The sequence below is a fragment of the Aliidiomarina soli genome, assembly GCF_003986975.1.
In the GTDB taxonomy this organism is placed as follows: Bacteria; Pseudomonadota; Gammaproteobacteria; order Enterobacterales; family Alteromonadaceae; genus Aliidiomarina; species Aliidiomarina soli.
In genome coordinates this window covers 83,098-105,245 of record NZ_PIPO01000004.1, presented here as the reverse complement: position 1 = coordinate 105,245, position 22,148 = coordinate 83,098, and the positions used below count along the sequence as shown (strand labels likewise).

Genomic DNA, 22,148 nt, shown 5'->3' with positions numbered 1-22,148 from the left:
TGAATTAAGGCTTTAAGGGTAAACTTAAACGCACCTCAAGACCACCGTCAGGGTGATTGCTGGCTTCCAGCTTGCCACTTAACACCGCCGTGGCCCGTAAACACAACGCCAGGCCGAGGCCCACGCCGGCACCGTGATGGCGCGAGGGGTCGGCCCGAAAGAAAGGCACAAATAGTTGATCCAGTGTCGCTTCATCCACCCCTGGGCCCTGATCATGAATGCTAAGTTGCAGATGATGTTTAGTAACCTCTGCGTCAATCAGCACTTTGCCGTCATCAGGGCCATACTGAAACGCGTTGCGCACCAGGTTTTCAATAATCAGGCGCAGTAGGATCGGGTCTGTGGCTAAAGTGGGCAGGCCTTCATGGGGGTAGATAATACGGTTGCGATAGACATCGTTTTCATAAATAAGGTCGCTTTCCAGCTCTTTTAACATCGCAGCTGGCGAGACGTCTTCACGCTCCAGTTTGCTAATGCCGTTTTCAAGCCGCGATAACCATAAAATACTATCAATAATTCGCGATAAACGGAGAATATCCTTTTCCAGCATTTTCCAGTGCGTGGAACCGCGCAGCTCCGGGGTTTCGAGTAGATCCAGTGCCACTTGCAACCGCGCCAGGGGTGAACGCAGTTCGTGCGAAACATCACTGAGCAGACGTCGTTGCGCATCACGCGAGGTGGCCAGCTCAACCGCGGTGGTGCGTAATGTTCGCGCCAGTTCACCCAGTTCGTCACGGCGCCGCGGCAACCGTGCCAGGTTGGGGTTGGCACTGCCTGCTGCAATTTCCCGTGTGGCCGTGCGCAACCGGCGTAAGGGGCGCACAAACCATACCCCAAGGATCAATGCCCCTATGCCGCTCATGGCGACAGCCATCCACAGCAAGTTTGGCAACAAGTCCTGATTATCCCGCGCTGCCAGCTCGGCAACTTCTTCACCCGTCATTGGGCGGCTGATAATCAGACGTGCCTCACCCATAAAGAAAGGCCCGGCGACATATTGACCACGGACCGCTATCTGCAATGGATCGTTCTCTAAATCAATCAGACTCAACGCCGCCCGCGCGACCGCCTGCGACAAGCCCTGAGTCATTTCGAGACCGCCTTCGTCGCCCTCGTTTTTACGTGCAACGACACGGTACTCACCCACCAGCAAACGTCCCGGTTGCAGCAGGCTGTAGTTGTCGACTTCTTCAAGGATAGGGCGCAGGGTACGCTCAAAATCAGTGCCCGCCGCTTCCGGTTGCGGCGGGCGGGTAAGGTAAAACGCAGACGTAAAGGCCGCTAAAGTAGCGGCCAGAAGTAAAAACCAGAAGAGTGCCAGCAATCGCAAGGTCAGCGATTGATACCACCTCGTCGTATGATTTTTCATTAAGCCCGGTCTTCTACCCGATACCCCCGGCCCCGAACCGTCTGAATACGCTCGGGACGATTAGGCAGCTTCTTACGGATATTACTGATATGAACATCCAGAGAGCGGTCGAAGGGACCGAGTGCCCGGCCTAACGCAAGGTTGGAAAGGCTTTCTTTGGTCACCAGCTGACCATGATGGGCTAGCAGGCAACGCAAAATATCAAACTCGGTCGGCGTCAGTTCCAGCGGTTTCTCGTCGCAGCTGACTTCGGCCGCAACCGTATCCATGGAAAAACCAGAGAACACCAGCTTCTCATCCACTGGCAATGTCTGATTACTGCGTGAACGGCGCAGTAGCGCTTTAATACGTGCTAACAGTTCACGCGGATAAAATGGTTTGGCCAGGTAGTCGTCAGCTCCCAATTCCAAACCAACAACCCGATCAACATCGTCACCACGCGCGGTGAGCATCAGGACATTGGTTTGGATTTGGCGCTCGCGCAACTTCTTCAGCAGTTGCAAGCCATCAATTTTCGGTAACATGATATCCAGCAAGATAAGATCGAACTTGCCTTCAGTCGCAATTTTTAAACCCGATTCGCCATCCTGAGCGGTGGTCAACTGCATTCCGTCCTTTGCCAGAAATTCAGTTAACATGGAGCCCAGGTCGACATCGTCATCAATTAACAATATATCTGCCACAACGGTATCCTTTTTAAAACCCTGCAGGTGCATTTCGATGAATGTCACCCTATCTAAATCGTCGAACTAAGCATAGCTCAATCAATCGATTTTACCGAAACTTTACGAATTCAGTTTGCGGCTCAAGGTGTTACGTCCCCAACCGAGAAGTTTAGCCGCTTTCTGCCGATGTCCGCCAGTTGATTTTAGAGCTATTTTTATCGCACTCGTGGTAAAGCGCTGTTCAAAGTCCTGGAAAGCCCCGTCTTTTTCGTTGTTAAAGGCCTCGGATAAGGCCTGCTCTAATGCTGACTGCCAGTCAGTTGTATGCTTCTGTTGCACATCGGTATCCAGATCCGGAGGCAGATCCTGCAAGCGAATGTCATCGCCCGGTGCCATTACAGTGAGCCAGCGACAGGTGTTTTCCAGTTGTCGGACATTCCCCGGCCAGGGGGCGTTCTGCAACGCGATTGCCGCCTCCCGGGTTAAATTTTTTGGCCCGGTGCCAAGTTCTGACGCCGCCCGCTTCAGAAAGTGCCGCGCCAGCGTCGGAATATCTTCGCGCCGCTCCGAAAGCGTCGGTAAGCGGATATGGATAACGTTCAGACGGTGGTAAAGATCTTCGCGGAAAGTCCCTTGCTGCACGGCCTTACGCAGGTCCTGATGGGTCGCAGCAATAATTCGCACATCAACCTTAACCAACTGATGGCTGCCAACCGGGTAAAATTGTCCCTCCGCCAAAACTCGTAGTAAACGAGTCTGGACCGCCAGCGGCATGTCACCAATTTCGTCCAGAAATAAGGTGCCCCCATTGGCCTGCTGGAAGCGCCCCGAGCGTTTTTGCAAGGCCCCGGTAAAAGCGCCTTTTTCATGACCGAATAGTTCAGACTCAATTAGTTCTGCAGGAATTGCGGCCATATTGAGGGCGACAAAAGGCTGCTCAGAGCGACTGCTATGTTTATGCAGCGCATGAGCGACTAATTCTTTACCAGTGCCGGAGGCGCCGGTGAGCAAGACGCTGATACTTGAGCTGGCCAGTCGGCCAATGGCGCGAAATACTTCCTGCATCGCAGGCGCTTCGCCGATAATTTCACTCACTTTGTCCTTCGCGGGCGCCTGAATTCGTTTTTGCGAGGGCTTCTGTTGCTTCTGCACGGCGCGCTCTGCAACCTGCAATACTTCAACTAAATCGAATGGTTTTGCCAGATACTCGAAGGCACCGCCTTTAAAGGCACTCACGGCACTATCCAGATCCGAATGTGCCGTCATCACCAACACCGGCACATCCGGTGCCGACACCTTCAGTTGCGCCAATAACTCCATCCCATCGGTGCCAGGCATGCGTACATCCGTCAGCACAACGTCCGGGCCACTGCCGTCGCGCCTTGATTTTTCGCACGCCGCCAGCATCGAGTCGGCCCCTTCAAACATTTTTACCTGCCAGTTGTTGTCGGCGAAGGCGCGCTCCAGCACCCAGCGCATTGACTCATCGTCATCCACAATCCAGATTTGTTGACTCATGCGTTGCTCTCCTGCATACCTTCGACGTGAGTAGTTTCTAAGCGCCCGTTTTCGGGATCTGTCGGCTGAGGATAGGGTAAGTAGATTAAAAATTCGGTGTGTCCCGGGCGACTCGACACTTCTATTTTGCCGGCATGCTGATGAACCAGCGACTGTGCTATCGACAAGCCAAGTCCGCTGCCTCCCTCACGCCCACTCACCAACGGGTAGAACAAGGTGTCTTTTAATTCGGCTGGCACTCCCGGCCCGGTATCCGTCACCGCGAGGAGCAGACACTGGCGATACCGTTTGCCATAAATGGTCTCCTGATGCGCTATGCGGGTTCTTACACTGACCTCACCTTGCGACCCGACTGCGTACACCGCATTTTTAACGATATTCAGCAGCACCTGCTCGATTTGATGCTCAACCACCGCGATGGGCGGTAAACTGGGATCATAATCCTTGGTCAGCTTAACCTCTTCAGGTTTGTCCAACTCCACCACCTGGATCACTTGCTCGATCAGTTGGTGGACATTGGTTTCCTCCCGTTGCCCCGGCTGGTTCGGCCCCAGCAAACGGTCGACTAATTCCCGTAGTCGGTCCGACTGCTTGATAATCAGTGAGGTGTAGTCCTCCAGGCCCGGCTCCCTCAGCTTCAGACTCAACAACTGGGCAGCGCCACGAATGCCCCCTAACGGGTTCTTGATTTCATGTGCCAGCCCGCGGATGAGTTGCTGAGCGGCGGCCAGCTGGTGCTGTTGCACCTGCTCCTGATTCAGGCGCCGGATAAGATCGACCTGGCGCAGTTCCAGCAACTGACCGCCTGCACCATTGTCGAGCGTGCAGGGCGAAACCACTAACTCAACGGTCATTTGCTTGCCATCATGCAGCACCCAGACTACATCGGAATCAGACAGGCTTTGTTGATTTGCCATCGCATCATGGAGTAACTGGAATTCGAGACTGCTGTATCGTAACAGGCTCTCCAATGGCGCGCCCTGCAAGCGTCGTGAACTACCCGCAAGCAACGACTCTGCCGCTGCGTTGGCAAACTGAATGTGGCCACGTCGGTCGAGAATAACCACTGCAGTTACCAGTTGTTCGAGGATAGGTTGCACAGACATAACGGTCATTTATCCATTGATTCAGGTTGCACGGATTTAAGCGCACTATTTTGGTGCAAATTGCATTGGCAGGCAACACAGACAAAAAAACCGGCCGTACACGCGGGTGCAGGCCGGTTTTCTCTGTTACAGACTGGTAATTACAGGCTGTAGTACATATCAAACTCGACCGGATGAGTGGTTTTATTCAAGGTTTCCACTTCCTGCTGCTTAAGATCTACATACGCATCCAGCATACTGTCGGTAAATACGCCACCCACAGTCAGGAACGAACGGTCTTTATCCAGTTCCTGCAATGCTTCTTCCAGCGACGTCGCTACCTTTGGAATTTCGGCAGCTTCTTCGGCTGGCAGGTCATACAGGTCTTTATCCATTGCATCGCCAGGGTGGATCTTGTTCTGGATCCCATCCAGGCCCGCCATCATCAACGCAGCAAACGCCAGGTAAGGGTTTGCGGTTGGATCAGGGAAACGTGCTTCGATCCGGCGTCCTTTGGCATTTGGTACCACAGGAATACGAATCGATGCCGAACGGTTACGCGCGGAATAAGCCAGCATAACTGGCGCTTCATAGCCCGGGACCAGACGCTTGTACGAGTTGGTCGACGGGTTGGTAAACGCATTCAATGCTTTGGCGTGCTTGATAATACCGCCAATGAAATACAGTGCCAGTTCAGACAATCCGCCGTACTTGTCACCGGCGAACAGGTTCTTACCGTCTTTGCCTAGCGACATATGCACGTGCATACCTGAACCGTTATCGCCTACGATAGGTTTTGGCATGAAGGTCGCTGTCTTGCCATATGCATGTGACACGTTGTGCACCACATACTTAAAGATTTGCATCTCATCGGCTTTCTTGGTCAGCGTGTTGAAGCGGGTCGCCACTTCGTTCTGTCCCGCTGTCGCTACTTCATGGTGATGCGCCTCAACCACAAGACCCATTTCTTCCATGGTTTCGCACATCAGGCTGCGAATATCATGCGACGAGTCGACCGGTGGTACCGGGAAGTAACCGCCTTTAACGCCAGGGCGGTGAGCCAGGTTGCCTTCAGCATAATCGGCACCTGAATTCCATTTCGCTTCTTCTGAGTCGATCTTATAAAACGAGCCGCTCATGTCGGTCTGGAAACGAACGTCATCGAAAATGAAAAACTCAGGCTCAGGACCAAACAACGCGGTGTCGGCCAGGCCAGTTGAGGCAAGATACTCTTCAGCACGCTTGGCGATAGAACGTGGGTCACGGTCGTAGCCCTGCATGGTGTCAGGTTCAAGAATGTCGCAACGAACATTCAACGTCAGCGCGTCAGAAAACGGGTCTATGACCGCTGATTCTGGATCTGGTTTCAGTACCATGTCCGACTCGTTAATGCCTTTCCACCCAGAAATTGACGACCCGTCGAACATTTTACCTTCTTCAAAGAAGTCCTCATCCACCAAGGCGGCCGGGATAGTAACGTGTTGCTCTTTACCTTTGGTGTCAGTAAAGCGCAGATCTACGAATTTAATTTCCTGCTTTTCAATTTGCTTTAGAACGTCTTGAACGGACATGCCGATCCTCCAGGTGTTTATAAAAGTATTCTTTAAACAATTACTTAGCTTGGTGCATTAGCATGACTAAAGCAATCCTCGCACCAACTTTAAGAATTCCTTAGAGAACAATAGCTTATTCAGAGAATAATGCCACATCTGTGATTCGAAATGGAGTGAACGCACCAAATAAGACCAAGTAACGCACCAATATAGTGCATGCATTTTCGTGTACGTTAGAAAATAATTTAGAGAAGTAGCGCGCTTACCTGTATAATCTGCGACCAGTTTTTCACCCGCTCGCCTGCTTAAGAACACCATTATGTTCTGACAGGGGCACAATGTAAGAAGTACTTTATGACCGATTTAGTAAACGGTAAAGAAATCAGTAAGTTACGTAACATCGCTATCATCGCCCACGTTGACCACGGCAAGACGACTTTGGTCGATAAGTTGCTCCAGCAGTCTGGTACTCTGGAAAGCCGTGGTGAGTTAGTAGAGCGTATAATGGATTCAAATGACCTCGAAAAAGAGCGGGGCATCACCATTTTAGCTAAGAACACCGCCATTAACTGGCATGATTACCACATTAATATTCTCGACACCCCGGGTCACGCCGACTTTGGTGGTGAAGTAGAGCGCGTTCTGTCAATGGCAGATTCAGTCCTGCTGCTGGTCGACGCGGTTGACGGCCCAATGCCGCAAACGCGTTTTGTGACCCAAAAAGCGTTCTCGCACGGTCTTAAGCCGATCGTTGTCATCAACAAGGTTGACCGTCCAGGCGCACGTCCTGACTGGGTAGTCGACCAGGTATTTGATTTGTTTGATAACCTCGGTGCTACTGACGAACAGCTCGACTTCCCGATTGTATACGCATCAGCATTACAGGGTTGGGCGTCAATGGAGCTGGAGAATCCAACTGAAGACATGACTCAGTTGTTCCAGGCAATTGTTGACAAGGTATCTCCACCAGCGGCAGATGCTGATGGTCCATTGCAGATGCAAATCTCGCAGCTTGATTACTCAAGCTACATGGGTGTTATCGGCATCGGCCGTGTAACCCGTGGCAGCATCAAGCTTAACCAGCAAGTGACTATTGTCAGCGCTGACGGCACCTCACGTAACGGTAAGGTTGGTAAAGTATTTGGTTACCTGGGTCTTGACCGTATTGAGTCAGACGGAGCCGGTGCAGGCGACATTTGTGCCATCACTGGTCTCGGCGAACTGCGTATTTCTGATACCGTCTGTGCGCTCGGTGAAGCTGAAGTGATGAAGCCACTGACGGTTGACGAGCCAACTGTGACCATGACGTTCCAGGTCAACACGTCACCATTTGCCGGTAAAGAAGGCAAGTATGTTACCTCGCGTCAGATCCTCGAGCGTTTGCAACAGGAACTGAAACACAACGTAGCCCTGCGTGTCGAAGAGACAGCGAACCCTGATAAATTCAAAGTATCAGGCCGTGGTGAACTTCACCTGGGTGTTCTAATTGAGAACATGCGTCGTGAAGGCTTCGAACTTGCGGTGTCACGTCCTGAAGTTATCGTCAAAGAAGAAGACGGCGTTAAACTTGAGCCTATCGAAAACCTGACTGTAGATATCGAAGATCAGCATCAGGGTTCGGTAATGGAAGCACTGGGTCTGCGTAAAGCTGAAATGACCAACATGCAACCAGACGGCAAAGGTCGTGTACGTATCGACTTCCAGGTACCAAGCCGTGGTTTGATCGGCTTCCAGACTGAGTTCATGAGCTTAACCTCAGGCACTGGTCTGGTTTACCACTCGTTTGATCATTATGGCCCGCATAAAGGTGGCCGTATCGGTCAGCGCGTTAACGGTGTACTGATTTCAAATGCTCAGGGTAAAGCACTGACGTATTCGTTATTTAACCTGCAGGAACGTGGCCGCTTGTTCTCTGGTCACGGTGACGAAGTCTACGAAGGTCAGGTTATCGGTATTCATAACCGCGCTAACGACCTCACTGTAAACTGTCTGAAAGGTAAGCAGCTGACTAACGTACGTGCCTCTGGTACGGACGATGCGCAGGTACTTAGCCCGCCAATCCGCTTGAGTCTTGAGCAGGCGCTTGAGTTCATCGACAACGATGAGCTGGTTGAAATTACGCCGCAGTCAATTCGTGTCCGCAAGAAGTTGCTGACCGAAAACGAGCGCAAGCGCGCTGGCCGCGAAAGTAAATAACCCGCTATAAAAACTAATGACCCGCCGTCAGTTGTATAACTGACGGCGGGTCATTTTTTTATGAGTGACGAAAACTTGGTTTATGCGTCGACCAGTATCACGCCAAAGAGCACGGCACAGTAGTGCAAGGCGCTTCCTGCCAGGACAAACAGGTGCCAGACCGCATGGTGATATAACATCTGTTTGCGAACGTAAAAAATCACCCCCAGCGAATAACTTAAACCACCTGCAAGCAAGAACAGTAGCCCCACCATAGGTACCATATCCAGCATGGGCTTAATCACCACAACCGCCATCCAGCCCAGACCAAGATATAAACTAAGTGATAACCACTTGATGCGTTCTTTCTTTAACGTCTCCAGTAGAATGCCCGCTATCGCAATCCCCCAGACCACACCAAACAGACTCCAGCCCCAGGGTCCGTGCAGACTGACCAGAGCAAAGGGGGTATAGGTGCCTGCGATCAGAACAAATATCATCGAATGATCAAGCAATTGGAAGAAACGCTTCGCCTTTGGGTGGGGAATAGCGTGATACAAGGTCGACGAACTGTACAGTAGTATCAGCGAGACGCCGTAAACGATGCTGCTAATAAGATGCCAGTGATTGCCATACTCAAGGGAAAGCCAGATCAGAAACCCTAAGCCGACTGCACTTAAAATGACGCCAATGCCGTGTGAGACCGAGTGAGCGATTTCCTCACCAATCGAATATTTAACCGAACTCATACTGCTTCCTTTTATTACCTGTTGATGCTGTTCATCAGATTGCCTCACAAGGCTACCAAGTTTCAGCGTACAGGTGTTAGCTTAATTGTATTCCTGATCGATGTATTTTAGTTTTTTTAGAAATAAATCGGCATCGCGCTGAGTACTGTAATCCAGATTGTAGGTATTGTGAAAGCCGGTTTGCAGCTTGGTATTATGGCCTTCAAGATAGACCGTGTAGCCGTCATGGTCGGTGAACGCGGTAATACCTTCCAGCTGATGACCAAGCTCGTTGCGTTGGCCATGTTCAACAATTTTCTCGTACACATTCAGAATCTGCCGCGTTTCCAGTTCGTTTTTCATACTCTGTTCCCCATCTGCTCTCAGAATGGCCCATTAAAAAAGCCAGGCCCATCCAACAAGATGGCACCTGGCTTATAGTCTTGCAAGCGAACTTTTATCCTCAGGACACTAGCTTTCGTTCGTTGTCTCTTTGCCGAAACGCTGCTCAATCCACTGATAAAAAACAGGAATAAAGAAAATCGAGACGAACGTCGCCAATAGCATGCCACCGACTACGCCGACGCCCACCGCGTTACGTGCGGCCGCACCGGCACCTGAACTGACCGCCAGCGGCAACGAGCCAAGAATGAACGCCAGCGAGGTCATCAGAATAGGGCGGAAACGCTGACGACAGGCTTCCAGCGCGGCATCACGGACGTTCATGCCGCGTTTACGGTTGAGCACAGCGAATTCGGTAATCAGAATCGCGTTCTTCGCCGCCAGACCAATCAACACCAGCATCCCAACCTGAAAGTAAATATTATTCTGCATGCCGGCCACCCAGGTCGCCAGGGCCGCCCCGAAACCGGCAAAAGGAATCGCAGTTAACACCACCAGCGGCAAGGTCCAGCGCTCATATTGCGCCGCCAAAAGCAGGAACACAATCAGAATGCCAAACAGGAAAGCCGCAGCGCCAGCACCTCCACTCGCTTGCTCCTGTTGCGATGCCCCAGTCCAGAACAATTGATAGCCCGCCTGCGGATCAAACAAGTCATCCGCTACCATTTGCAGTGCGTTGATCGCCTGACCCGTTGAGTACCCGGGAGCAGGCTCACCAATAATTCGCGCCGCTGGTCGGTTATTGTATCGATGCACAGTATCGGGGCCGGTGGTCCGGTCAAGGCGGACAATGGCATTCAGTGGCACCATCTCACCATCACTGGAGCGTACAAAGGTCGTCGCTAAGTCTTCCGGGCCCGCGCGATAGGACGATTCCGCACTCATATAAACCCGCCAGGCACGGCCCAGATAATTGAAATCATTAACGTAAGAGCGACCATACACACGGCTCATTGCAGAGAAAATATCAGTAATATTGACCCCCATTGATTTCGCCCGCTCCCGGTCGACCACGGCGATATAACGAGGCACATCAAGATTCAGCGTGGTACGCACGCCCTGCAACTCCGGCCGCAGGTTGGCGGAGTTACTCAATTGCTCAACCCGATTCATCAGCTCGTCGGTGTCGCCTTCCATCGACACCACCAGATAGGCTTCAATCCCCCCGGTGGTCGAGATGCCGGATATGGGCGGCGGATTAAAGGCGTTAATGGTCGCCTCAGGGTAGTCCTGGCCAAGCTGGTTAATATGCTGTGCAAACTGCTGGCTACTTTCCTTGCCAAGGTCACGGTCATCCCAGGCTTTCAGGGTTAAGAAACTGGCACCAACATTGGCCCGGGTATTGCCGTTGACCATGTCGTAACCAATAAAGGTCAGCGCACTGTCAACAATCTCTTCGTTGCGTAACAGTTCGTTCCACTCGATCGAAAACTCGGTGGTACGCTCCAGCGACGCGCCTTCGGAAAGTTGGTGCGAGACCAATATATAGCCCTGGTCTTCATCCGGTACCAGACCACCCGGCAACTGCGAGAAAATACTGTAGGCGAGCGCCGACATAACGATGAAAATAGACACCGCTAGCCCGGTTCGTTTGAGCAGAAAGCGCACGCCATCGGTATAGCGCTTCGTAACCTTGTCAAAGAACACATTGAAGTGACGTAGTAACTTCGGCGGACGTTCTTCTTCCTGCTTAAGGATCTGCGCACAAAGTGCCGGCGACAGAGTCAGACCGACGATACCTGACAACACCACCGATACTGCAATGGTTAACGCAAACTGCTGGTACATAACCCCAGCCAGGCCGCCCAAAAAGGCAACCGGAATAAACACCGACACCAGCACCAGAACCATGGTCACTATGGGGCCGGAGACCTCTTCCATCGCTTCATGGGCAGCCTCTTTTGGGGTCAATCCTTTTTCACGCATCAGGCGCTCGACGTTTTCCAGCACCACGATGGCGTCATCCACCACAATACCAATCGCCAGGACCACTGCCAGTAACGTCAGCAGGTTAATACTGAAACCAAAGACAAACATTCCGGCGAAGGCGCCGATCAGTGCAACCGGAATGGCGACCAGCGGAATTAGCGTGGCACGCCAGCGCTGCAGGAACAGATAAATAACCCCAACCACCAGCAATAGCGCCTGGATTAGGGTAATTAGCACCTGTTGAATAGAAACTTTAACGAATTCGGTGGTATCGAAGGCGATGTTGTAGTCGACCCCATCAGGGAAGTTGTGACTCATTCGCTCCATCACATCATCGACTGCATCGGATACTTCAAGGGCATTGGCACCGGGGCGCAGGTTTATCCCAATCGGCACCACGGTTTCGCCATTCTGGATCGCATCGAAGTTGTAGTTCGACGCCCCCAGTTCAATTCGGGCGACATCCGACAGACGTACCACCGAGCCATCCGGATTAGCCCGTAGAATCACATTTTCAAAGTCTTCCGGCGAGGAAAAACGGCCTTCAGTGCCGATCGGCAGGCTCAGTTCCTGCGGATTTTCCGGGTTCGGCGCATCGCCAAAGCGACCGGCGGCAAACATCGCATTTTGCTCGTTGATAGCAGCACTGACATCACTTGGCACCAGCCCATAGTTGGCCAGTTGATCCGGCCGCAGCCAGACCCGCATCGCATAGGTTTTAGAGCCAAAAAAGGTGGCTGAGGCAACCCCATTCACGCGGCTTAATTCATCCTGCACGGTAAGGGTGGCGTAGTTATTCAAGAACAACGAATCACGGCTGCCATCCGGCGAGGTAATCGCAACAATCTTCAGGATAGCGGCGGATTCTTTACTAATCCGAACGCCACCACGCTGCACCTCTTCCGGTAAGCGGCTCATTGCCCGCTGCACCGCCGAATCGACATCGATCGCCGCCTGGTCCACATCCGTACCGACTTCAAATACAACACGAATACTGACCGCGCCACTGTCGTCTGCCGATGAGGTCATGTACAGCATGTTTTCGACGCCGTTTATATACAATTCGAGAGCCGCAGCGACAGCTTCTGAAGTCGCCTGTGCGGTCGCGCCTGAATAGGTCGCGCTCACCACAACCTGCGGTGGAACAATTTGCGGGTACTGTTGAATAGGAAGGTTACGAAGTGATAGCAGGCCGGCAAGAACAATCAATATTGACAACACCGCCGCTGTGACCGGGCGGCGGATAAAGGTATTTGAAATCATTCCGCGTCAACCTTTTCTGCCTGCACCCGGGCGCCTGGGCGCAGCATGGAAAGGCCTTCAACCACGACCCTGTCCCCTGCAGCCAGCCCTTGCTCAATCAAATGACGACTACCGACACGAACTCCAAGAATCACCTCACGCACCTGAATACTGTCATTGGCATCGACAATATAAACCACCGAGCGACTACCAGATTGAACCACCGCACGCTGCGGCACCGCGATGGCGTCCGCAATATCGATCCGTGGTAACTGCACACGGACGAACTGACCCGGCAACAAATCCATTTCCGGATTCGGGATCACCGCGCGAACTTCAAGTGAACCTGTACTACTGGTCACCACCCGACTGACATAGTCAATGTGACCTTCCAACGGGTGCGTGGTGCCGTCCTGCAGAACCAGACGAGCGCTGGGTTTGTCGTCTATGCTGCCATCCACAGAGGTGTTGGCTAGCAAATAACGCGCCGCGATATCATTCTCAGCCACGGAGAAATTAACGTACAACGGGTCCAGTCGAGTAATGGTGGCAAGCACTTCACCTTCGCTAATCAGATTGCCCGGTGAAACCCGCTCCCGTCCGGCAACCCCTTCGATAGGTGCCCGCACGTCGGTGTAGTTAAAGCGCAGCTCTGCGTCGCGAACGCTGGCCTGAGCTGCGGTTAATTCAGCTTCTCCCAATTCGAACGCTGATTGCGCCTGGTCACGTTCACGGCCACTAATAGCCCCATCCGAAAATAAGTTTTCAACCCGCTGCCAGTCGCGTTGTGCCGCGTTAAAGGTCGCTTCGGCACTGGCTAAATCGGAACGAGCCCGTTGTAACTCAACTTCATAAGGAGCTTTCTCGACGCTGAACATCATCTGTTCGCGCTCCACCAGCTGACCTTCTTCAAAATCACGGGACTCGAGCAGACCTTCCACCCGCGAGCGGACTTCGGTCACCATGGAGCCCTGGGTGTTGCCAGGAAATGTGCGGTCAAGACGGAGGTCTTCAGTATCGACTTCGATCACCAGAACACGGGGCAGGTTAACCGGGTCCGGCTGCGGTGTTGCATTGCTGTCTGAACAAGCGCTGAGGGTGCATAGCAACACTCCACCTGCCAATTTAATGAGGTAGTTCAAGGTCATAGTGCTTCCTTAGCAAACTCTGATATAAGCGGCAGTCTACCGAGGTAACGCGACCAATGCCCTTGATTTTACGGCATCTTTACATTGAAACAGAAGATTTCTACTGGTCGCGGTGCGGATGGTTGCTACCTGCACTTTGCTGATAAAAGCGATGCGTGAAGACAAATGCATGGATAACGGATAGGACATACAACACGGGTCCGGCAGCGTAGCCACCCATAAAAGCACCACTATTGGCACCCACCATGGCTAAAATAGCCAGCACGAATAACAACAGGCTTAAGGCGACTTGCAGGCCTGCACGGGCAAGAAAAACTGCCAGCGGGGGCAGAACTAAAGCAATAAAATAATTCATCGGGCTTCCTTAAAGAAGTCTAAGTATACGCTGCGGTCTAATCATGAACCTTTTTAAAGCAGACGGCAACTAGTAGGGCAGCGGGCTCCCATCCCAAAACCAGAAACCGCCGCTTTGCGCGGCTGTCAGACCTTCCGCCACGTTGGCAATTCGCTCAGCACTTTGCTCAGCGCTGTATAGCTTGCCTGCTGCGATGCGTTGTTGAAACGGTTGGGACAGCCCAGTGTCAGTGGTTCCAGGGTGGACAACTGCAAGACAGAGCGCTTTGTGCGTACGCCGGAACTCGATAGCAGCGGTTTTATAGAGCATATTCAACGCCGCCTTCGAGGCTCGATAGCCGTACCAGCCGCCAAGCTGGTTGTCGCCGATGCTGCCTACTTTGGCACCTAGCTGAAGTACGGTGCAGGGACGGGATTTGGGGAGTAATGGCTTGAGTGCCTGCAATAGTAATACGGGCAAGCTGGCATTAATTTCGAAGTATGCCTGCAGCTGTTCCATCGTCAGTGCTTCAATCCGTCGTTCAGGCTGCCATTCGTTCTGGTGCAGCCAGCCAATCGCCGAAATAACCACATCCGGCTGTATAGCCTCATCGCCGAGCGCTGAAAATACCTGCTGATACTCAGCCAGTGTACCCTCGACCTGCCACCAGCGAGCTTCAGCCGGCAAGTCTGTCGGCTCAGCCTGCCTGCTGATTGCTTCAATTGAAGCGCCTCGCTTCAGGTACTCATTAACCAGAGCACGCCCCAGGCCTCCGCCAGCACCGATCACTATCACCCGCATAACCCTTCCTTTTCCAGTCATGTTCCACTCATGTTCAGAAGGATATACGCAATCATGTCCGATTTAGCTTACGAGACGTTTAATTCGAAGGTAACAGGACCGTCATTCACCAGATGGACTTTCATGTCGGCGGCGAACTGCCCCCTGGCAACGGGGATCCCGAGTTCAGTCAGTCGCTGACAAAAGACTTCATATAGCGGCTCTGCCAGCGCTGGCTCGGCGGCGCTGGAAAAGCTCGGTCGCCGCCCTTTGCGGGTATCGGCCGCCAGGGTAAATTGTGACACCACCAGCACTGAACCGTCGATATCACCTACATCGAGATTCATTTTACCTTCTGCATCACTGAACATCCGATAGTTCGCTACACGCTCTGCCAGGCGCCTTGCTTTGCTTTCATCATCAGCCTTTTCTACCCCGAGCAACACCAACAAACCCTGGTCTATGGCGCCGACGGTTTGCTCATCAACCACAACCCCAGCCTCGCTGACTCGCTGAATCAGAGCTTTCATAGTTACTCCCTGCTCTCTTTTTCCCGGTCTTTTGATTTTTCTTCACTGCTTTCTATGTCGTCTTCATCCAGATCCAGTAAATGGTGATGGTCTGTATCCGGGTCCTTTTTTTCTTCCTCTGAGAGCTCTTCATCCGCCCGCAGATAATCTTCGACAGTTGCAGTGACCTCGGCGCCAAGCAAAATAATGTTCCACGACAGATAAATCCACACGATAAGAATCGGTACCGTCGCCACCGCACCGTATACCCGTTCATAGGTAGGAAAGTACTGCAGATAAAGGCTAAAGCCGTTCTTGCCAAACTCGAACAGCACAGCGGCGACTAAAGCACCCCAGATTGCATGCCGTGCTTTAACCACTTTATTCGGTACCAGAACGTACACCAGCAGGAATGCAACTGTGGTTGTAATCAGTGGGAGCAAGGTCAGCATCAACGAATTGACGCCGCGCACATAGGCATCGGCTGCCGCGGTTAAGGTCAATAAATATGAACTCGCCGCGATACTAAGGCCAATCAGAATCGGCCCCATGGTCAGAATCATCCAGTAGACCGCCAGCGATACGATGAGACGGCGTTTTTTGGTAATCCGCCAGATTCGATTGAGTGATTTATCAATATTGCTCATCAGCATAATAGCGACGATGAACAGAAAGGAGACACCAATTGCGGAGAGCTGGCGGGCGTTCTCAACGAAGGTCGCAATATACTCTTCCAGCGCTTCGCTGGTAGAGGGCACCAGATTAGCCAGCACCACACTCTGCAAGGTGTCGCGTAAGTCTTCAAACGCCGGCAAACTTGCCATTACGGCCACGGTCACCGCCATCAACGGAACCAGCGAGAGCATGGTGACATAGGTCAGGTGCCCGGCTGTAACCGTGACTTTATCGTGTACACAGCGCTCAATAAGTGACTTGAGGAACTCTACGCCATGTTTACTGCCACCAAAGAAGTGTTTCTTTACGTTCTGCCAATCGGTCATAGGTATCCTTAGTCCAGACAGCGTATGGTATGTATCTGATTGCCAAAACCAGGCACCCGATCAATGCTGTGCTGAAAGGTTCCTGGCGCCAGCAACTGACGGAAAAAACTCTCACTGTCATCGCCTTGCGGCTGCATGCCCGCTAACCAGTTAACAACCAGCGTGCCACCCCCGGCAAGTTGGTTTAAGCACTTTTGCAACACCTCTGATTGTACTACATCATAGACATCACAGAGGATCAGCTCAAACTTACGGGTCTCACTGAGCTTATTCAGAAATACGGTGCTGTCGGCCAGCACAACTTGCTGGCGTGAATTGAACTCGAAATCTGCAGCCAGGCTTTGCGCTGAAAAATAGTCCCAGTACAGATTTATGATCTCAGCACTACGCTCCACACTGGTCCAGTGTAAGTCTGGTCGCTGGTAGTTAACATGGCGCAACGCGCTGCCACCGCCAAGGCCCAGCTCAAGCACCCGCGCGCCTTGAGGGAGATGGTCGAGGACCTGCAGCATGCGCTGCTGGTGAGGAAATACAATAGCTTGCGGATCAGCCAACGCCATTACGCTTTGAATATCTCCATTCATTAGCATAAAGCGATACACTTGATTCTCCAGCACCACTACTCTAACCTCAGGGTCCCTGGAAAGGTACACCAGCGTAGTCGACGCGAGCTCATGTTCGAAATCTGCGGCCTGCACTAAAACACGTTCCGTATATAAGACTAAACTCAGGGCATCAGTTTACGGTATTCATCTGCGATCAGGAAGCTATGCGTTACACCATCATAACCCCCTCAACCCCCCAGGAACTGGAGCAGTATTTTCAGTTACGCTGGGAAATATTGCGCCAGCCGTTTAAGCGTCCGCGTGGTTCTGAGCAGGACGAATATGACCAGGTCAGCGAGCATTGTATGCTGCTGGACGCCGATAAAGCCCCCATTGGCATCGGCCGTCTTCATTTTAACAGCCCGGAAGAAGCGCAAATCCGCTTTATGGCAGTCAAACCGGATATTCAGGGCGAGGGGCACGGCGTTCGTATTATTCAGCACCTGGAGCTGCGCGCACGTGACCAGGGGGCGGCGCGGGTCATTATTAATTCACGCGATACCACCCTGGGCTTTTACCTCAAATGCGGTTATGAACTAAAAGAAGAAGCGGACACGCTGCAAAACCCGATGGCGGAGCATCAGCTGGTTAAATACATTGATGCGACCAATCATATTATTTACCGACCGCAATGGTGCCACGAACTGCAGCAAACCTGGCAGCAGCGGATCCCGATCAGTGATGCCATGGGCATTCGTATTTTCCAGTACACGGGTCGTGAATTTGAATGCCGGGCGTTACTGGCACGCAATATCAATGTGCATGACACCATGTTCGCTGGCAGCATTTATTCGTTAGCAACGTTAACCGGCTGGGGCATGGTTCAGCTGCAACTGCAGGAAAAAGCGCTGCAAGGTGGCGTGGTACTGGCGGAAGGCTCAATCAAATATCTTAAACCACTGGCGGAAGAACCCCGTGCGGTGGTCGAACTGGACGACATGCATGGCAACATGCAATTGCTTAAGCAGGGAAAGAACGCGCATATAAACGTGGATGTCACTGTCTACGACAATGACACCCCCGTGGCTTATTTTAATGGCCGTTATGTGGTGATGGCGCCGCGCGATTAAGCGGTCGCCTGCCCGAAGCTGGGGCCCATGCTAATGTACGAACTTAGCTCACCACTTAAGACTAAGCGACCAATCGCTTCAATATCCGGCGAAAAGTAACGATCTTCGCTATAAAAACTAACTTCGCGGCGAACGGTCGCATGCACTTTCTCTAGCAGCGGTGACGAGGTTAACGGACGACGGAAGTCGACCCCCTGCGCTGCCGCTAATAATTCAACCGCCAGAATGTGCGCAGTGTTGCCGGCAATATCCTGCAATCGACGTGCGGCAAAGGTCGCCATCGACACATGATCTTCCTGGTTCGCACTGGTCGGTAAGCTATCTACTGATGCCGGGTGCGCCAGACTTTTGTTCTCAGACGCCAGCGCGGCGGCAGTTACCTGGGCCAGCATAAATCCTGAATTGACCCCACCGTTTTCAACCAGAAATGGCGGTAGATTACTCAGGTTTTGGTCGATCAGTAGCGCCATCCGGCGCTCCGACAGACTACCAATTTCACTGCAGGCAATCGCCAGGGCATCCGCAGCCAGCGCCACGGGTTCAGCGTGGAAATTACCGCCCGACAGAATATCGTTGTCATCGGCAAACACCAGCGGGTTATCGGTGACTCCGTTTGCTTCGCACTCCAGTACACTGGCATTAAAGCAAAGCTGGTCGTAAATAGCGCCCATAACCTGCGGCTGACAGCGCAATGAATAGGGGTCTTGAACCTTGCCGCAGTTCTCATGCGACGAACCAATCTCACTCTCTTCAGTGAGGATCTGGCGCAACGCGGCCGCGACCTTAATTTGTCCGTTCTGACCTCGCACCGCATGAATCCGCGGGTCAAACGGAGTACGCGAACCCAGCGCAGCTTCGACACTCATTGCACCGGTTAACACAGCGGCGTTGAAAATGTCTTCAATTGCAAACAGACTGTGTAAAGCCAGAGCGGTCGACGCCTGAGTCCCATTGAGTAAGGCCAGACCTTCTTTCGGCGCCAGCTCCATCGGCTCAAGTCCGGCGTGCTTCAGGCCTTCGGCGGAGCTCATCACTTCACCTTTATAACGCACCTTGCCTTCACCTAATAACGGCAGTACCAGATGCGCCAGGGGTGCCAGATCGCCACTTGCGCCGACCGAGCCTTTTTCCGGAATACAGGGGTAGACCTCATGCTCAAGCAAAGCACTCAGCGCATCCATCACCTGCAGTCGCACACCGGAATACCCACGCGCCAGCGAGTTGATTTTTAGCACCAGCATCAGACGCACCACGGCATCTTTCATAAAATTGCCGACACCCGCGGCATGCGAAAGCACAATCTTGCGCTGCAGTTCAGTTAGCTCTTCCGGTTTAATCCGGGTATTCGCCAGCAATCCGAAGCCTGTATTGATGCCGTATACCACGCGCCCTTCGGCCAGCACCCGGGCAACCGTTTCTGCCGATTGCTGAATGCTGGTGCGTGTTTCATTATTGAGGGTTAAGGTGACCGCCTCGCGGTCAAACTGACGTAACTGACTTAAGGTCAGCGCACCAGGCTGTAATTCAAATTTAATCATGATTGCTTACTCTTTGTCTTTATTCAGCATTGGTAAATCCAGGCCCTGCTCGTCTGCGCAGCGCTTCGCAATATCGTAGCCGGCGTCGGCGTGGCGCATAACGCCGGTCGCTGGGTCATTCCATAACACCCGCGCCAGACGGGCGTCCGCTTCATCGCTGCCATCGGCAACAATCACCACTCCGGCATGCTGGGAATAGCCCATGCCGACACCACCACCATGGTGCAGGCTGACCCAAGTGGCGCCCCCGGCGGTACTTAATAACGCATTCAATAATGGCCAGTCAGATACCGCATCAGAGCCATCGAGCATGGCTTCAGTTTCGCGGTTCGGGCTGGCTACTGAGCCGGAGTCGAGATGGTCACGGCCAATCACCACCGGTGCTTTCAACTCGCCGCTCTTAACCATGTCGTTAAAGGCCCGCGCGATACGCGCCCGGTCTTTTAAGCCGATCCAGCAAATCCGTGACGGCAGGCCCTGAAACGCAATACGCTCTCTGGCCATGTCCAGCCAGTTATGCAAATGAGCATCGTCGGGGATAAGCTCTTTCACTTTGGCATCGGTTTTGTAAATATCTTCCGGGTCACCTGACAGCGCTACCCAGCGGAAGGGACCAATACCTTCACAAAACAGCGGGCGAATATAGGCGGGTACGAAGCCGGGGAAGTCGAACGCATTTTCAACCCCTTCGTCTTTCGCCATCTGGCGGATATTGTTGCCGTAATCAAGTACCGCGGCGCCGCGATCCTGCATGGTCAGCATCGCTTTAACCTGCACCGCCATCGATTGTTTAGCAGCTGATACCACAGCAGCGGGGTCGCTTTCGCGCTTATCCACCGCCTCCTGCATGGTCCAGCCTTGCGGCAGGTAACCATTCAGCGGGTCATGAGCTGAGGTCTGATCGGTCACTACATCCGGCGTCACACTGCGCTGCACCAGTTCATCGTAAACATCTGCAGCATTCGCGACCAGACCGACTGAAATCGCCTTGCCGTCTGTTTTTGCCTGCTCCAGCTTGGCCAGTGCATCGTCCAGATCCGTCGCTTTGACATCGACATAGCGGGTCCGCAGACGAAAATCGATACGGCTCTCATCGACATCACAGGCGAGCATCGAAAAACCTGCCATGGTCGCAGCTAGTGGCTGCGCGCCACCCATACCACCAAGCCCACCAGTAAGTACCCACTTACCTGCAGCTTCTCCATTAAAATGCTGCCGCGCTACCGCGCCAAAGGTCTCGTAGGTGCCCTGCACAATGCCCTGAGACCCAATATAGATCCACGAACCAGCGGTCATCTGGCCGTACATCATCAAACCTTTTTTATCCAGTTCGTTAAAGTGGTCCCAGTTCGCCCAGTTCGGCACCAGGTTCGAGTTGGCAATAAGCACCCGTGGCGCGTCTGTATGGGTTTTGAAAACACCCACTGGTTTGCCGCTTTGCACCAGTAACGACTCATCGTCTTCAAGCCGATCCAGCACTTCAACAATGGTATCAAAACACTGCCAGTCGCGGGCTGCACGACCAATACCGCCGTACACCACAAGACCTTGCGGATGCTCAGCAACCTCTGGGTCGAGGTTATTCATTAACATCCGTTTGGCGGCTTCAGTCAGCCAGCTTTTCGCGGTTTTTTCAGATCCGCGCGGCGCTCGTACCACACGCGTGGGGTCAAAACGGGAATCTTTCATGGTTACTCCTGCTGCGGTTAGCTCCGCTTACTTTTTTGTTTGTGTTTTCAGCACTTTGGCTTTCTGAGAAAAGGTCATATGTCCGCCTAAGCGGAAACGGCTGCCTGGGTGGGTGAGCACGGCCTGACTGACCATGCCTTCGCGCGCCCAGGTGCGCCGCTGAATTTGTAAACAGGGTTCTGCCTGATCCAGATCCAGCCATTGCTGCTGCATACTGGTCGGCGACACCGCTTCAATCTGGTGGCTGGCCTCAGTTAACGGGGTCACTTCACACAAATACTCATGCGGCGTACGCAGGGTAAAGTCCTGCTCAAGGTAGTGGGGCACCAACGCTGGATTTATATGGCGGTCTTCAACCTGCACCGCATGACCATTTTCAAAATGGGTGATCACCGAATGCCAGACTTTAGCGCCCTGCTGCAGACCGAAAAGTGTGGCTAAGCCTGGTTCCGCATCAACCTCTTCCAACAAGCGGACCACCGCATGGTGACGGTGTTTACGCAAACGGATCTCATCAGCAATGTTACGAATGGTCAGCAAGGCCGACTGGGACTTCAGCGGGGCGACAAAGGTACCGGCGCCACGGGTCCGAACCACCAGCCCTTCATCGGATAATTCCTGCAGTGCCCGGCGCGCCGTCATCCGGCTCACCTGGAACTCTTTAGCTAGCTGGTTTTCTGAACTGACAGGGTGATGTTCCGGCCATTCACCCGATTCAATCTTGCGATACACAGCTTGTTTAATATGATCATATTTCATCGGTTCTTTACCCTGGCAAACAAACTTGTCTTGATGTTGTATATACAAT

General features: G+C 52.8%; 19 protein-coding genes. 2 read left to right on the top strand and 17 right to left on the bottom strand.

What is annotated here, in order from left to right; genetic code table 11:
* Positions 1-4: 4 nt before the first annotated feature.
* The 5 genes from CWE14_RS09595 to glnA form a co-directional block, all read right to left on the bottom strand.
* Positions 5-1,369, bottom strand: a complete 1,365-nt coding sequence (locus tag CWE14_RS09595) for a sensor histidine kinase (protein ID WP_126799180.1) — start codon at positions 1,367-1,369, stop codon at positions 5-7.
* On the bottom strand, positions 1,369-2,052 hold the full coding sequence (locus CWE14_RS09590; protein WP_198675729.1) for a response regulator transcription factor: 684 nt from the start codon (positions 2,050-2,052) through the stop codon (positions 1,369-1,371). Before CWE14_RS09590 ends, CWE14_RS09595 begins: the two co-directional genes overlap by 1 nt.
* Before the next feature lie 102 nt (positions 2,053-2,154).
* Positions 2,155-3,552, bottom strand: coding sequence for a nitrogen regulation protein NR(I) (gene ntrC / locus CWE14_RS09585; protein ID WP_126799179.1), 1,398 nt, complete (start codon positions 3,550-3,552; stop codon positions 2,155-2,157).
* Positions 3,549-4,658, bottom strand: coding sequence for a nitrogen regulation protein NR(II) (glnL, locus tag CWE14_RS09580; protein WP_126799178.1), 1,110 nt, complete (start codon positions 4,656-4,658; stop codon positions 3,549-3,551). The genes ntrC and glnL overlap by 4 nt, the downstream gene beginning before the upstream one ends.
* Positions 4,659-4,798: 140 nt before the next feature.
* The gene (gene glnA / locus CWE14_RS09575; RefSeq protein WP_126789478.1) at positions 4,799-6,208 is read right to left on the bottom strand and encodes a glutamate--ammonia ligase; all 1,410 of its coding nucleotides are present in this window, start codon (positions 6,206-6,208) and stop codon (positions 4,799-4,801) included.
* A 336-nt stretch (positions 6,209-6,544) separates the two neighbouring features.
* Between glnA and typA the strand changes: the two genes are divergently transcribed.
* Positions 6,545-8,386 carry a translational GTPase TypA gene (gene typA / locus CWE14_RS09570; protein WP_126799177.1) on the top strand — a complete coding sequence of 614 codons (1,842 nt, stop codon included), beginning with the start codon at positions 6,545-6,547 and terminating at the stop codon, positions 8,384-8,386.
* A gap of 80 nt (positions 8,387-8,466) precedes the next feature.
* Here the strand turns inward: typA and trhA are convergent, their stop codons facing one another.
* The 9 genes from trhA to CWE14_RS09525 all read right to left on the bottom strand — a co-directional run bounded on the left by trhA (position 8,467) and on the right by CWE14_RS09525 (position 17,136).
* A complete protein-coding gene (trhA, locus tag CWE14_RS09565; protein WP_126789476.1) occupies positions 8,467-9,114 on the bottom strand; it encodes a PAQR family membrane homeostasis protein TrhA in 648 nt (215 codons plus the stop codon).
* Positions 9,115-9,195: 81 nt separating this feature from the next.
* Positions 9,196-9,456, bottom strand: a complete 261-nt coding sequence (locus CWE14_RS09560; RefSeq protein WP_126789475.1) for a DUF3081 family protein — start codon at positions 9,454-9,456, stop codon at positions 9,196-9,198.
* 108 nt (positions 9,457-9,564) lie between these two features.
* A complete protein-coding gene (locus CWE14_RS09555) occupies positions 9,565-12,687 on the bottom strand; it encodes an efflux RND transporter permease subunit (protein WP_126799176.1) in 3,123 nt (1,040 codons plus the stop codon).
* Positions 12,684-13,814, bottom strand: a complete 1,131-nt coding sequence (locus CWE14_RS09550) for an efflux RND transporter periplasmic adaptor subunit (RefSeq protein ID WP_126799175.1) — start codon at positions 13,812-13,814, stop codon at positions 12,684-12,686. Before CWE14_RS09550 ends, CWE14_RS09555 begins: the two co-directional genes overlap by 4 nt.
* Before the next feature lie 100 nt (positions 13,815-13,914).
* The gene (locus CWE14_RS09545) at positions 13,915-14,169 is read right to left on the bottom strand and encodes a YqaE/Pmp3 family membrane protein (RefSeq protein ID WP_126799174.1); all 255 of its coding nucleotides are present in this window, start codon (positions 14,167-14,169) and stop codon (positions 13,915-13,917) included.
* Between the two features lie 69 nt (positions 14,170-14,238).
* Positions 14,239-14,949, bottom strand: coding sequence for an SDR family NAD(P)-dependent oxidoreductase (locus tag CWE14_RS09540; RefSeq protein WP_157981808.1), 711 nt, complete (start codon positions 14,947-14,949; stop codon positions 14,239-14,241).
* A gap of 68 nt (positions 14,950-15,017) precedes the next feature.
* Positions 15,018-15,458, bottom strand: coding sequence for a D-aminoacyl-tRNA deacylase (gene dtd, locus CWE14_RS09535; protein WP_126799172.1), 441 nt, complete (start codon positions 15,456-15,458; stop codon positions 15,018-15,020).
* Positions 15,459-15,460: 2 nt separating this feature from the next.
* Positions 15,461-16,438: a virulence factor BrkB family protein gene (locus tag CWE14_RS09530; protein ID WP_126799171.1), complete on the bottom strand. Its 978-nt coding sequence runs from the start codon at positions 16,436-16,438 to the stop codon at positions 15,461-15,463.
* A gap of 8 nt (positions 16,439-16,446) precedes the next feature.
* The gene (locus CWE14_RS09525) at positions 16,447-17,136 is read right to left on the bottom strand and encodes a spermidine synthase (protein ID WP_126799170.1); all 690 of its coding nucleotides are present in this window, start codon (positions 17,134-17,136) and stop codon (positions 16,447-16,449) included.
* A 71-nt stretch (positions 17,137-17,207) separates the two neighbouring features.
* On the opposite strand from CWE14_RS09525, the gene CWE14_RS09520 reads away from it, so the two are divergent.
* The gene (locus CWE14_RS09520; protein WP_126799169.1) at positions 17,208-18,113 is read left to right on the top strand and encodes a bifunctional GNAT family N-acetyltransferase/hotdog fold thioesterase; all 906 of its coding nucleotides are present in this window, start codon (positions 17,208-17,210) and stop codon (positions 18,111-18,113) included.
* On the opposite strand, the gene hutH is transcribed toward CWE14_RS09520, so the two are convergent.
* From hutH to hutC, 3 genes are read right to left on the bottom strand one after another with little or no spacing between them, the layout of a single operon-like run.
* Positions 18,110-19,651: a histidine ammonia-lyase gene (gene hutH / locus CWE14_RS09515; RefSeq protein WP_126799168.1), complete on the bottom strand. Its 1,542-nt coding sequence runs from the start codon at positions 19,649-19,651 to the stop codon at positions 18,110-18,112. The two genes, CWE14_RS09520 and hutH, sit on opposite strands and share 4 nt — an antisense overlap.
* A gap of 6 nt (positions 19,652-19,657) precedes the next feature.
* The gene (gene hutU / locus CWE14_RS09510) at positions 19,658-21,340 is read right to left on the bottom strand and encodes a urocanate hydratase (RefSeq protein ID WP_126799167.1); all 1,683 of its coding nucleotides are present in this window, start codon (positions 21,338-21,340) and stop codon (positions 19,658-19,660) included.
* A 27-nt stretch (positions 21,341-21,367) separates the two neighbouring features.
* The gene (gene hutC, locus CWE14_RS09505) at positions 21,368-22,099 is read right to left on the bottom strand and encodes a histidine utilization repressor (RefSeq protein WP_126789464.1); all 732 of its coding nucleotides are present in this window, start codon (positions 22,097-22,099) and stop codon (positions 21,368-21,370) included.
* Between the last annotated feature and the right edge of the window lie 49 nt (positions 22,100-22,148).

Coding starts and splice junctions, on each gene's coding strand:
- glnA (WP_126789478.1), bottom strand. CDS start 6,208: ATGTCCGTTCAAGACGTTCTAAAGCAAATTGAAAAGCAGGAAATTAAA.
- CWE14_RS09595 (WP_126799180.1), bottom strand. CDS start 1,369: ATGAAAAATCATACGACGAGGTGGTATCAATCGCTGACCTTGCGATTG.
- CWE14_RS09560 (WP_126789475.1), bottom strand. CDS start 9,456: ATGAAAAACGAACTGGAAACGCGGCAGATTCTGAATGTGTACGAGAAA.
- CWE14_RS09550 (WP_126799175.1), bottom strand. CDS start 13,814: ATGACCTTGAACTACCTCATTAAATTGGCAGGTGGAGTGTTGCTATGC.
- CWE14_RS09545 (WP_126799174.1), bottom strand. CDS start 14,169: ATGAATTATTTTATTGCTTTAGTTCTGCCCCCGCTGGCAGTTTTTCTT.
- dtd (WP_126799172.1), bottom strand. CDS start 15,458: ATGAAAGCTCTGATTCAGCGAGTCAGCGAGGCTGGGGTTGTGGTTGAT.
- hutC (WP_126789464.1), bottom strand. CDS start 22,099: ATGAAATATGATCATATTAAACAAGCTGTGTATCGCAAGATTGAATCG.
- CWE14_RS09520 (WP_126799169.1), top strand. CDS start 17,208: ATGCGTTACACCATCATAACCCCCTCAACCCCCCAGGAACTGGAGCAG.
- hutU (WP_126799167.1), bottom strand. CDS start 21,340: ATGAAAGATTCCCGTTTTGACCCCACGCGTGTGGTACGAGCGCCGCGC.
- trhA (WP_126789476.1), bottom strand. CDS start 9,114: ATGAGTTCGGTTAAATATTCGATTGGTGAGGAAATCGCTCACTCGGTC.
- CWE14_RS09555 (WP_126799176.1), bottom strand. CDS start 12,687: ATGATTTCAAATACCTTTATCCGCCGCCCGGTCACAGCGGCGGTGTTG.
- ntrC (WP_126799179.1), bottom strand. CDS start 3,552: ATGAGTCAACAAATCTGGATTGTGGATGACGATGAGTCAATGCGCTGG.
- CWE14_RS09540 (WP_157981808.1), bottom strand. CDS start 14,949: ATGCGGGTGATAGTGATCGGTGCTGGCGGAGGCCTGGGGCGTGCTCTG.
- typA (WP_126799177.1), top strand. CDS start 6,545: ATGACCGATTTAGTAAACGGTAAAGAAATCAGTAAGTTACGTAACATC.
- glnL (WP_126799178.1), bottom strand. CDS start 4,658: ATGTCTGTGCAACCTATCCTCGAACAACTGGTAACTGCAGTGGTTATT.
- CWE14_RS09530 (WP_126799171.1), bottom strand. CDS start 16,438: ATGACCGATTGGCAGAACGTAAAGAAACACTTCTTTGGTGGCAGTAAA.
- hutH (WP_126799168.1), bottom strand. CDS start 19,651: ATGATTAAATTTGAATTACAGCCTGGTGCGCTGACCTTAAGTCAGTTA.